Source organism: Vibrio sp. Isolate22, from assembly GCF_022398115.1.
In the GTDB taxonomy this organism is placed as follows: domain Bacteria; phylum Pseudomonadota; class Gammaproteobacteria; order Enterobacterales; family Vibrionaceae; genus Vibrio.
This window is the reverse complement of sequence record NZ_JAKEUW010000042.1, coordinates 15,500-28,267: the sequence shown is the minus strand read 5'-3', so window position 1 is coordinate 28,267 and position 12,768 is coordinate 15,500. Positions and strand designations below refer to the sequence as shown.

At 46.2% G+C, this 12,768-nt stretch carries 10 protein-coding genes; all 10 read right to left on the bottom strand.

Annotated elements, in window-relative coordinates; all coding sequences use genetic code 11:
• Positions 1-49 precede the first annotated feature (49 nt).
• On the bottom strand, positions 50-685 hold the full coding sequence (gene nth, locus L1D55_RS19455; protein ID WP_004741695.1) for an endonuclease III: 636 nt from the start codon (positions 683-685) through the stop codon (positions 50-52).
• A 168-nt stretch (positions 686-853) separates the two neighbouring features.
• Positions 854-1,546: an electron transport complex subunit E gene (locus tag L1D55_RS19450; protein ID WP_004741694.1), complete on the bottom strand. Its 693-nt coding sequence runs from the start codon at positions 1,544-1,546 to the stop codon at positions 854-856.
• A complete protein-coding gene (gene rsxG, locus L1D55_RS19445) occupies positions 1,546-2,175 on the bottom strand; it encodes an electron transport complex subunit RsxG (RefSeq protein WP_239918516.1) in 630 nt (209 codons plus the stop codon). Before rsxG ends, L1D55_RS19450 begins: the two co-directional genes overlap by 1 nt.
• 13 nt (positions 2,176-2,188) lie before the next feature.
• Complete coding sequence (gene rsxD / locus L1D55_RS19440) at positions 2,189-3,235, bottom strand: electron transport complex subunit RsxD (RefSeq protein WP_239918515.1); 1,047 nt, start codon at positions 3,233-3,235, stop codon at positions 2,189-2,191.
• Positions 3,235-5,910, bottom strand: coding sequence for an electron transport complex subunit RsxC (rsxC, locus tag L1D55_RS19435; RefSeq protein WP_239918514.1), 2,676 nt, complete (start codon positions 5,908-5,910; stop codon positions 3,235-3,237). Before rsxC ends, rsxD begins: the two co-directional genes overlap by 1 nt.
• Positions 5,911-5,917: 7 nt before the next feature.
• A complete protein-coding gene (gene rsxB, locus L1D55_RS19430) occupies positions 5,918-6,511 on the bottom strand; it encodes an electron transport complex subunit RsxB (RefSeq protein WP_004734040.1) in 594 nt (197 codons plus the stop codon).
• Positions 6,512-6,513: 2 nt separating this feature from the next.
• On the bottom strand, positions 6,514-7,092 hold the full coding sequence (gene rsxA / locus L1D55_RS19425) for an electron transport complex subunit RsxA (RefSeq protein WP_004734039.1): 579 nt from the start codon (positions 7,090-7,092) through the stop codon (positions 6,514-6,516).
• 299 nt (positions 7,093-7,391) lie between these two features.
• A complete protein-coding gene (locus L1D55_RS19420; protein WP_239918513.1) occupies positions 7,392-8,396 on the bottom strand; it encodes a substrate-binding domain-containing protein in 1,005 nt (334 codons plus the stop codon).
• 262 nt (positions 8,397-8,658) lie between these two features.
• Positions 8,659-11,760, bottom strand: a complete 3,102-nt coding sequence (locus tag L1D55_RS19415; protein ID WP_239918512.1) for a beta-galactosidase — start codon at positions 11,758-11,760, stop codon at positions 8,659-8,661.
• Between the two features lie 110 nt (positions 11,761-11,870).
• Complete coding sequence (locus L1D55_RS19410) at positions 11,871-12,755, bottom strand: MalM family protein (protein ID WP_239918511.1); 885 nt, start codon at positions 12,753-12,755, stop codon at positions 11,871-11,873.
• Positions 12,756-12,768: the final 13 nt, after the last annotated feature.

Genomic DNA, 12,768 nt, shown 5'->3' with positions numbered 1-12,768 from the left:
CAATTGCGACACTGTTTAGCCAATAGGCTTGTGGTCCTGGTTTATGAACTTAGACGTCGGTTTTCTCTTTGAACTCACACAGATCTTCAATAATACAGCTGCCACAGCGAGGTTTACGCGCGACACAAGTGTAGCGACCATGAAGAATAAGCCAGTGGTGGACATCCAGCTTGAACTCTTTTGGAACCACTTTAAGTAGCTTGGCTTCGACATCATCGACTGTCTTACCCATGGCGAACTTAGTGCGATTCGATACACGGTAGATGTGAGTATCAACGGCAATAGTTGGCCAGCCGAAAGCGGTGTTCAATACTACGTTGGCAGTTTTACGGCCAACACCAGGCAGGGCTTCCAGTGCAGCGCGATCTTCTGGTACTTCACCATTGTGAAGATCAAGCAGCATACGACATGTCTTAATGGTGTTTTCAGCTTTCGAATTAAACAGACCGATAGTCTTGATGTACTCTTTCAGACCATCGACACCTAGGTCAAAAATCGCTTGTGGAGTATTGGCAACAGGGTAAAGCTTATCTGTGGCCTTGTTCACGCTGACGTCCGTTGCTTGGGCAGATAATAGTACCGCAATCAGAAGTTCGAAAGGGCTACTCCAATTTAGCTCAGTCTCTGGCTTTGGATTGTTTTCCCTCAAACGCTCAAGTATTTGTACTCGTTTTACATTGTTCATAGCGACATTACTTTCAAATAGTTAGGGCGAACTCTGGAGTTGGTATTCAATAAACTCGAAAGTTCAGGCCGTATCATCGGTTACGCGCTCTTATGAGCGTCATTGTTATGTGTATTTGTTATATCTATTTTCTGCCGAGCGGTTGAGCAGCTCAGCTGAATTTTGTTGTTAAGCGTTGGTCACGCGAGCACGCTCAATAACAGGTTTTTCTGGCTTTGGTTGTTTCGATTTTGCTTGATGATCGATGATATTTTTCAACGCAATCAAGAAACCAACACCAATAAAGGCACCCGGTGGAAGTAGAGCTAGCAAGAAGCTGTTATCAAATTGGAAAATTTCGATTCTTAAGGCTGATGCCCAATCACCAAGTAGCAGATCTGCGCCATCAAATAGGGTTCCATTACCAATGATTTCACGCATTGCGCCCAATACCACCAATACAGATGTCATACCAAGACCCATCCAGAAGCCATCTTGAGCGGCAGGTAATACTTCATTTTTAGAAGCGAAGGCTTCTGCTCGACCAATGATGATACAGTTGGTTACGATCAGCGGGATGAAGATACCAAGAGATAGATACAGGCCATACGCGTAAGCATTCATCAGCAGCTGAACACACGTTACCAGCGATGCAATGATCATCACGAACACCGGAATACGTACCTCTTTTGGTACATGATTACGAACAAGAGAAACAGCAACATTCGAACCGACTAATACAAGTAGAGTCGCTATACCGAGCCCAAGTGCGTTGGTCACCGTTGAAGAGACAGCCAATAGCGGACATAACCCAAGCAGTTGTACTAGGGCAGGGTTGTTGGCCCACATGCCATTTTTGATTAGTGTTTTATGATCACTCATTATTCACCACCACAATTTAGAGGTTGAGCAAGCAATGCTTGGTTGTTTTGGTTGACGTATTGGACCGCTTGTTTGACAGATTTTACTACCGCTCTAGGGGTAATGGTCGCGCCAGTAAACTGATCGAAGTCACCACCGTCTTTACGAACCTTCCAACGGTCAAGATTAGAGTCCGTTACTTGTTTACCGGCAAAAGAAAGAATCCAATCACTCACACGTAGATCAATCTTATCACCCAAGCCTGGAGTTTCTTGATGAGAAAGTACACGAGTGCCTAAAATGGTACCGTCGATTTTCATGCCGACGATCACCTTAATCGCACCGTTATAACCGTCTGGTGCAATTGCCTCGATAGCAATCGCGCTTGGCTCACCATTGATTTTGGCGATGTAAGCGGGCATCGCTTTATCTGTACCAAGCTCTTCTGCTTGAACCAATGTACAAGACGAAAACAGTTCGTTGTCGTGAAGCTCGTGTGGGATCACTTGGTTCAGTACAGACAACAGCTGGGCTTGTTCTTGCTGTTTGATCTGATCTTTTGTTAGGTAGTGGGTTACCGCCACTAAACCTGTCGATGCACAGGCAAAAATCGCGAGCACAAGGCCGTTTTTCTTAATAGCATTTAGCATGATGTCCGCTCCTTTAGTGGCCGTATGTACGAGGCTTGGTGTAGTAGTCAATCAGTGGAACGCACATATTGGCTAACAATACAGCAAACGCAACGCCATCAGGGAAGCCACCCCAACTGCGGATAATAAACACTAACGCACCAATTAGCGCACCAAACACTAAGCGACCTTTAACAGTCGTCGAAGCTGAAACTGGATCGGTTGCAATAAAGAATGCACCAAGCATAGTCGCACCAGACAGAAGGTGAATGGTCGGAGAAGCGGTTTCACCAGGAGTCAGTACTAAGAACACTAAGCTAAACAGAGTAAGACTGCCGATGAAAGCTACTGGGATATACCACTGAATAATACGCTGTTTAATCAGCACTAAACCGCCGATTAAGTAAGCAAGGTTTACCCACTCCCAGCCTACGCCAGCTAACCAGCTGAATTGCGGTTGAGATAGTGCTTCTGAAGCCGTATTACCTGCCGTTAATGCCGTTTTGAATGCATCAAGTGGCGTCGCCATTGTGGTGCCATCAATACCAAGGCGTGCTTGTTGCAGAGACAAACCTTCGTTATTGAAGCCCGTGAATATCATCAAGAATGAGTCAATAAAGCTTGTTGATTCTGCCGTCAGGCTTGCGGGTGCATTCCAACTCGTCATTTGAACTGGGAAGGAAATCAGCAAAACAACGTAAGCAACCATCGCAGGGTTAAATGGGTTCTGTCCTAGGCCGCCGTACAAGTGTTTCGCGATAATAATAGCGAAGAACATACCAATGACGAGGATCCACCACGGAGAGTGTGGAGGAATGGCGACGCTCAGTAGCCAAGCGGTTACAACAGCACTGCAATCACGCAGCGCCATCACTGGCGGACGTTTTCTAAACAGCATTACGGCTGCTTCAAAGATAACAGCAAGTGCAATAGCAAATACTAACTGGATGAGGGTACCCCATCCAAAGAAGTAGGTTTGAGCTAGTAGACCTGGCAATGCACAAATAGCTACCCATTTCATTAGATCTGGGGTGCTTCTACGACTGTGTGCGTGCGGTGAGCTGGCGATAAAGAAGGCCACTACTCTTTCTCCTCATTGTTCTTTTTATCTAGCTCTTGCTGTGCTTTTCTTGCTTTAGCACGAGCAATAGCGGCAGCAACGGCTGCTTTTTTAGGATCGACTGGCTCTTGTTGAGTTTCAGTTTCAGTTTCAACTTCAATTGTGGGTTCAGGGGTTTCTTCTGTCTCAGCCTGTTGCGCTTGCTGTGCTTTTTTCGCTTTAGCACGCGCAATAGCGGCAGCAACAGCAGCTTTCTTAGGGTCGACAGCTTCTGGTTGAGTTTCAGCTTCAACTTCGAGTACTGGCTCAGGAGTTTCTACTGTCTCAGCTTGTGTCGCTTGCTGTGCTTTCTTAGCCTTAGCGCGAGCAATAGCGGCAGCAACGGCTGCTTTTTTAGGATCGACTGGCTTTTGTTGAGTTTCAGTTTCAACTTCAATTGCGGGTTCAGGTGTTTCTTCTGTTTCAGTCTGTTTCGCTTGCTGTGCTTTCTTCGCTTTAGCGCGAGCAATAGCGGCAGCTACAGCATCTTTCTTAGCGTCACCAGAGCTTTCAGCTGGAGCTTCAGAAGCAGCTTCCGCTTGTTGAGCCTTCTTCGCTTTAGCGCGAGCAATAGCGGCGGCAACAGCATCTTTCTTAGCATCACTAGAGCTTTCAGCCGGAACTTCAGAAGCAGCTTCCGCTTGTTGAGCCTTCTTCGCTTTAGCACGAGCGATAGCGGCAGCAACAGCATCTTTCTTAGCGTCACCTGAGCTTTCAACTGGAGCTTCAGCAGCAGATTCCGCTTGCTGAGCCTTCTTCGCTTTAGCGCGAGCAATAGCGGCAGCAACAGCATCTTTCTTAGCGTCACTAGAGCTTTCAGTAGGGGCTTCAGAAGTTGATTCCGCTTGCTGTGCTTTCTTAGCTTTAGCACGAGCGATAGCTGCAGCAACGGCGTCTTTCTTGCCATCACCAGAGCTTTCAGTTTGAGTGTCAGCAGCAGCTTGTTGGGCCTTGCGTTCTCGAGCTTGACGCTTACGTTCTTCACGTAGCTTCGACATTTCAGAGTTGTCTGGTTCAGCACCGTCTGCTTTCTGAGCAGCAGCTTGTTTCGCTTTTGCCTTAGCAATTGCAGCTGCAACCGCAGGCTTCACTGCTGGCTCTTCATTTGGAGCCTGATCAGCAGCGGCTTTTTGTGCTTTAACACGAGCAATCGCAGCAGCAATTGCATCGTCACCGTCTGCCGCTTTCATGTCTTTACGACGGTTATCCGCGGCTTTCTTGAAGCGGTTTTCGCGTTCTGCTTTGTCACGCTCCATACGAGCGTTTTTCTCTTCGAAACGAACCTTGGCGCGCTCTGCGGCCGTCGCTTCGTCTTTTCTTGTTTTGATTTCAGCTTTCGCTTGGCGATAGTACTGAACAAGAGGAATTTCACTTGGGCACACAAACGCACAAGCACCACATTCAATACAGTCTTTAATATTTAGCTCTTCGCACTTGTCCAGCTCATTGGCTTTCGCGTGCCATTGCAGCTGTTGAGGCAGTAGAGAGGCAGGGCAAGCTTCGGCACAAGCACTGCATCGAATACATTCCATTTCGTAAGTGCTTGGAGAAATCTCACGACGCGTTGGCGCTAAAATACAGTTCGACGTTTTAGTGATTGGCACATTGGCATGTGGCAAGGTGAAGCCCATCATAGGGCCGCCCAAAATCAAACGCGGCAGTTTTTTATCGGCTTTGTAGCCAAACTCTTCAAGCAACTCATGTACTGGCGTACCCAACAGCGCCCAAACGTTACGAGGTTGCTTAAAGGTCTTACCGGTTAAAGTCACGACGCGGTTAACGACAGGTTCGCCGTCGATTACTGCTCTCTTGATCGAATAAAGAGAGCCGACGTTTTGAACCAAAACACCTATGTCCGCAGGAATACCGCCAGCTGGAACCTCTTTATTGGTGAGGATCTTGATGAGCTGTTTCTCACCACCTGAAGGGTATTTGGTTGGGATAACACGAATGACGATGTCTTTGTCTTTCGCTGCAATCTCAAGTGCTTTTATCGCGTCTGGCTTGTTGTCTTCAATGCCGATAACCGTCAGCTTTGGTTGAAGAATGTGTTCAACCACTTCGATGCCTTTTAGTACTTCTTCGGCATGTTCTTGAAGCAACTTGTCATCAGAGGTGATGTAAGGTTCACACTCAGCAGCGTTGACGATCAAAATGTCGGTACGGCCAAGGCCTGACTGAAGCTTTTTCGCGGTAGGGAAGCCTGCACCGCCCATACCTGAAATACCAGCTTGGCGAATCACATCAAGCAGTTCGTCAGAAGTCTTTGTCGAAAAGTCTTCAACTGGGTGTTTTTCAATCCAAGTGTCTAAACCGTCAGGTTTAATAACCACACTGACTTCGCTTAAGCCCGAAGGGTGAGCGGTAGTTCTTGGTTCGATAGCGGTAATCACACCCGACGTTGGTGCGTGTACTGGTAACGTAAAACCCGTGTCCAAGGCTGTCAGTTGTTGGCCTTTTAGCACGGTGTCACCCGCAGCAACCAATAAGTTACCTGGCTTACCGATGTGTTGTTTTACAGGAAGGACGATTTCTTCTGGAAGCCTTGCATGAACGATATCAGTGGTATTGGACTGTTTCTTGTTTTCAGCAGGATGCACGCCGCCTGGGAAGGTCCAAATAGAGCCCGTGCGAATTTGTTCAATTAAAGAGATCATACTAACCCTATGCCTTAGGCTCTGACGCGGTCGCATCAGTTGCTTGGTTAGTGATATCCGTAACAGGAATGATGTTCATCTGCCATTTCCAATTTTCAGTCGTTGTTGCCACTGGAATCATTTCGATACAGTCAGTTGGGCACGGTGCGACACATAGATCACAACCTGTACATTCATCTTTGATAACTGTGTGTAGTGCCTTGGTTCCACCAACAATGGCGTCAACAGGACAGGCTTGAATACACTTGGTACAGCCGATACACATATCTTCATGAATGAAAGCAACGGTTTTTACTTTGTTATCTAAGTCATGAGCGGAGTCTTCAACTTCTACGCCCATTAAGTCTGCTAGCTTCTCAATGGTTGCTTGGCCGCCAGGAGGACATTTGTTGATCTTGTCTCCGTTAGCGATCGCCTCTGCGTATGGGCGACAACCTGGGTAGCCACATTGGCCACATTGAGTTTGCGGTAAAATGGTGTCGATTTGATCGACGATAGGATCAGCTTCTACTTTAAATCGGATAGAAGCAAAGCCCAAAATAGCGCCAAAAACAGCGGCTAAAACGGCTAGCGCAATGATCGCAATTAAAATGGTACTCATGCTTATTTCACCAACCCAGTAAAGCCCATAAATGCCAGAGACATTAGGCCTGCTGTGATCATCGCAATTGATGCGCCTTTGAATGGCATTGGAACATCAGCAACCGCAATACGCTCACGCATCGCAGCAAATAGGATCAGAACAAGAGAGAAACCCACAGCCGCGCCAAAACCATAGATGATCGACTGGATGAAGTTGTGGTTTTCATTGATGTTCAAAAGTGCCACACCTAATACCGCGCAGTTGGTGGTGATAAGAGGTAGGAAGATACCCAATAGGCGATAAAGAGTCGGGCTGGTTTTGTGAACGACCATTTCCGTAAATTGAACAACCACCGCGATAACCAAGATGAAGCTCATGGTACGCAGGTATTCAATACCCAGAGGGGTAAGGATGTAGGTTTCTACTAGGTATGCAGATACCGACGCTAACGTCAGAACGAAAGTCGTCGCGAGGCCCATGCCAATCGCAGTCTCCAGTTTCTTGGAGACTCCCATGAAAGGACATAGCCCTAAAAACTTCACTAGCACAAAGTTATTGACTAGCACTGTGCCAACCAACAACAAAAGGTATTCGGTCATAATGGATTAATTCTTGAGATTCCGATCCCGATATTATCCTGCTTTGCTCACCTAATAACAACCAAGGATCACTAGGGATTTAGACACTTGGTGAAAAAATCAACGAGTAAACGTTTGATTAAGATAGATCAGGTTAAGTATAGGTGGGTATTTGATGGGAATGAAAAATAAGATTAACCGAATGATAACTCATCAAATCAATCCTATTTTCTTTGTTGTAAAAAGTATCAGGAATCGAAAACACCAAGCCGAATAACTGTTCGTTTTATGAAGCTACGCTTTTAGTGCTCTGAGTATTCTTAACTGATGTTTCGAACCGAAGCTCTGCGCACCAGTATTGGCATAAACAACTTATGTTCTGATTGTTCTTTCGGTTCATCGCTTGCGAGTTGAAGAGATAATTTAACCGCTTGATTTGCCATGACTTGAATTGGGTAGCGAATGGTCGTCAATCTAGGGTAAATGAAGCGCGCAATGTGTCCATCATCAAACCCAATGACTGACATGTCTTCTGGAATTCGAATGCCGTTTTCTTGCAGCAGTGCCAAGCAGCCAGCAGCCATGTAATCGTTATAAGTGGCAATCGCTGTGATGTCGGTGTTTTTAGCCATTAGGTTAACCATGGCTTGTTCACCACCTAACTCATCAGGCTCGCCGTATTCGATGTATTCGTCACGAGGTTCAATACCATTGTCTTTCAGTGCATCCAAATAACCCGCTAAGCGATCATGAGCATCTTCAATGTTGTGACTCGAGCAGATGTAACCGATGTGCTTGTGACCGTTTTTAATCAAATATTCCGTCGCGATGTAAGAACCGCGGCGGTTGTCGAGAGCAATACAGCGGTTTTCGATGTCGGGAACAATTCGGTTGATGAGAACCAAGCCGGGCACTTCATTCGCCAGCTTTACCAATTCCTCGTCGCTAATGCCCTTGCTATGAACCACGAGTGATTCGCAGCGACTGTTGATCAGCAAGTTAATTGCATTTCGCTCTTTGGTCGCGTCATGATACCCACTGCCAATCAGTAACTGTTTTTCTTGTTCACTTGCCACGGTATCAATGGCTTTGATCATCGAACCAAAGAAAGGGGCAGAAACATCATTAACTAACACACCAATCGCGTTTGAAGACTTGCTGACCAGTGCACGAGCGTTGGCATTTGGGCGATAGCCAAGCTTCTCCATTGCCGCTTTTACTGCCGTAATGGCGGTTTCACTGGTGTGAGGCGCATTGTTGATCACTCGAGAGGTGGTCGCAATTGACACGCCTGCTTCTTTCGCAACATCTTTAATGGTAGCCATTCCGCTCTCTTATTCTAAATTTAACGCTGTGTGGTGATGATGGTTGGACATTTAACAACGGATACTTAGGCAATTCAAACACTAAACGCTAAATATGATGGGGTTTGAGGGTTTATTTGGGAGTGTTCGACAGTTTAAAAATGAAAAGCCAAGCTCTTAGGTAGAACTTGGCTTTATAGAGTCACATTGGCGTGTGAATTAAGCGAATCAGGACATCGTCAAACCAGGCGGATTCAGGCTGAGCCGCTGGCTTTAACTTTGCCTATGATGTGCTTTTTAGTATTACCTGATAACGGTATTGGTTTTCAGTGAGTTGGAATTCTTGATGAACACTTGGGCTCCAAGAGTCATCACCGCCAACGCCCATATGTTTATGATCAACACGTACGTAAATTTTCTCTTCTCGAGTGAGATCATTGGTGTGTTTGGCACTCGTCAATTGTTGCTGACTGTATTGACCGACACTGAATGAGAAATCGCCTTCGACAGTGATGTTCCCGACGTTCAAATACTTAGCACCACAACGCAAGCCACTGTCTGTTGGGAAGATATAAGGCGTGTGCATTTGATCTAGGGTCTGCTTGTGTAACCCAAATCGAGCAGCGGCTAAACGGTCAGGGTAGTTTTCAAATGGCCCTAAACCTTGCCATGCAATCGGTGTTTTATTCGCTGTTTCGATTGGTAAAGGCAGTTCCATTTCAAGACCAATACGTGGCATTGGTGGTAAATGGTCGGCTAGGGTGACATCAACCGCAATGTGCATTTCACTTTGATTGTTTAACGTGTAGAGCCATTTTGTCACAGCTTGGATTTGACCATTAAACTGGTAAGCGAACACAGAAGTCACTTGTACCGAATCCGCGAGCCCCTGCATGACAAAACTTGTACATTGACGTTCCCATTGACCAATTCCCGCGAGCTCCCATCGACAAGCCCATGCGTTCGGGTCGATGTTGTCTATTTCGCTGATGCCAATGTCGTTATCAAGTGGCGCGCGATAGAAATTATCTTCAGGGGCTTTGAGTACCTGAGGTTGTCCATCGACAATCCAGTTCGTGAGTAATCCGCTTTGTGTATCCCATTGCCATTGATGTGTTTCATCTAGGCTAGACACCATAACGTGAGTGTCGTTTTGTTTCACTTGAGGTGCGAGGGCGTTCTTCGGCTCAGGAATTTGTAATCCAGCTTGGTTACGCAAGGCAAACTGTTCAGTTGCACAAACATGGCCTTCTTCCGCCCATTGGGTTGCATGAGTCAGAGTGACATCTGTGTTGAGGTGATATTGAGCCTCTGTTTTTGGTGCGAACGTAAGATCAATTTCAAGAGCTTGTGAGCTGTCTGCAGCGATGGATAAAACTTGCTGGCCCGATTGAACCGCGATGCCATTTTCAAGCAATTGCCAGTTCAGTGTTTCATTGTCAGTCGCACGGAATAGGTTCTCATTGGTCACCGTTAGGCGGACTTGGTTTTCAGTTTGCTTATCCAAGGTCACGCTGATCATTCTTTGGCAGTATTTTGCTTCTTCCAAGGTTGGATGTACGCTGCGATCTGGGAAGATCAAACCATTGATGCAGAACTGACGATCGTTGATCGTGTCACCGAAGTCGCCACCGTATGCCCAGAAGTGTTCACCGTTTTCATCCCATTGGCTTAGACCTTGGTCAACCCAATCCCAGATGAAACCACCTTGCAGGCGAGGGTACTCTCTGAATGCATCCCAGTAATCGTTAAAGCTGCCTAAACTGTTACCCATTGCATGCGCGTATTCGCAAAGGATCAGTGGGCGTTGCTCATTAGGCAAAGAAACCCATTTCTTGATAGACCATTTCGGAACTGCATCGTCTTCGATAGTGCTGTTAACGCGTGCGTACATAGGAGCAATGATGTCGGTTGCTGTGGTGTTTGAACCGCCGCCTTCGTATTGAACTGGGCGAGAAGGGTCATACTGTTTTGACCATGCATACATCGCATTGTGGCTGCTGCCGTGTCCGGACTCATTCCCCAAAGACCAAATGATAATTGAAGCGTGGTTTTTATCGCGCATTACCATTTGTGTATAGCGACTCATATACGCGTGTGCCCATTGTGGATCGGCAGATAATCGGTTCATCGGCTGCATGCCGTGAGTCTCGATGTTTGCTTCATCACACACATATAAACCGTATTCATCACACAGTTCGTACCATCGAGGATGATTAGGGTAGTGAGCCGTGCGCACAGCATTGAAGTTGTATTGCTTCATTAAGCAGATATCACGGATCATATCTTCTTCCGTCATCACATGCCCAAGCTCTGGGTGATGTTCATGGCGATTCACACCACGGATCAATAGTGGTTTTCCGTTTAGCTTCAACTGACCGTCGGTCATTTCTACTTTTCGGAACCCGACTTGATAGGCTTCGCTTTCGATGTGATTACCCTGTTCATCCAGTAGAGACACAACAACACGGTAGAGACTAGGAACTTCTGCGCTCCATTTTTTTGGCCCTCGGACATGAAGAGTTTGGAATACCACATCATCATATGTTCCGCGTTCATCAATGCGGCGATTGTGTGGACGGTCGATAATCGGCTCGGTCACCGCGTTCTCGCCTTCAAACAATTGAACCTGTACTTGGAAGGTGTCTGGCGCAGTAATTTTTGTCACGATAGACAACGAACCATCGCGATAGCACGCGTCTAAGTCTGGAGTAATGAACACATCTTCAATGCACTGTTTTGGTTTTGCTAGCAAGGTAACATCACGGAAAATACCGCTTAGCCACCACATATCTTGGTCTTCCAGATAACTACCATCACACCAACGCATCACCATGACTGAAAGGGTATTGTCGCCAACGGTTAGGTGCTGAGTTAGGTCAAACTCGGCAGGCAAACGGCTATCTTGGCTGTAGCCAACCCAGTCACCGTTACACCAGAGATGAAAAGCAGAGTTGACACCATCAAAGATAATACGTTGTGTGTTTTCTAAATCTTGTTCCGTTAATGTAACTTGAGTGCGGTAACAACCAGTTGGGTTACCCGCTGGAACAAACGGTGGATTTACTTCAAATGGGTATTTTACGTTGGCGTAAATCGGCTTATCGTAGCCTTGAAGTTGCCAGTTAGCAGGAACGGTTATTTCGTCCCATTGCGAGTCATCAAAACTCGCTTCAATGAACTCACCGTTAACGTGTTCCGGAGCATCAAAGTATTTGAACTTCCATTGTCCATTAAGAGATTTACGTTGTGACTCAATGCCGTCTCGAGCGTGTTCGAGGCTGCGGTAGCTTGATAATGGGCTGTGCGCATTTAGGCAGTGGATATTCACAGACTGTGGGTTTTCCCAATCGCGTCTTTGGATGATGTTTGAAAATGCCTTCATGGTATTCCTACTCTTAAAGTGTTCAATATTGATAATTATTCTATTGAGTCACCACTTTCTTAAGCTGTGGTGACCGCTGTTCAAATGGTTTGTATTACGTGTTTCTTTTGCTACTCAGCGAGTTGTTTTAATAAATAATCTTTCGCTTGTGGCAAGCCCTGTTCAGCCGCTTGGTTAGCAACAAATGCGGCTTGTTTGACGTCGTTATTATCGAGTGCTTGATCAATTTCTTGTTGAACATCCAACCATTGTGCTTGTTGGTTCGTTTCGACAGGTGATGGCTGATAACCTAAGGTTTCCGGGTGAGTATTTGATGAAACACCAAGCTCAGCCAAGAGCGTCAAAACCGTACTGTTTGTAGATTTGCTCGCCGTAATATCAATGATCCCAACACTGCTAAATGTGGCGGTTAGAGGCAGTTGCTTATTGCCGATGATTTGCTGAGATTCTGAATACAGTTCTTCAGGGTGAATACGACTGATAGTGCTGTCTAATTTGGTGCTATCGGCACTAACCACAACATATTGTGCATTGTCTTGTTGAGGCATCAGTGAAATGGATACCTCAATTCTTTCTAGCCCTTGCATAGCGGTTGGGTAATAAGTGAAGTCGTTCGCGCTGTACTGGCCGAGCAGTTGCCATTGTTTATCAAAGATATAGATAGATGGAGCGAACAAGCCATCATCTTTTATGTATGAGCGTACTAGCAGTGATAGCGATTCTTGCTCGTCACTAATTTGATATGCGGTCGTTGGAAATCGTTGGTTATGTGCTGCTACGTTTTCATTCAGTGTTGAAGCGGACAGGGTCGGTAAATCACCGTCCATGATGACTTGCTGGTGGAATGGAATAGACAATTGAGTGACAGGGAGCGTGCTGAGTTGAGAGCAACATGCACTGCTATTGAAATCAGTATTGAGTTCTTGTTCTGGTATGCCGCTACATGCGCTTACAGTCAATGCCGCGACAATGACTACCAATGATTTTAATTTCATCTGATTACTACCT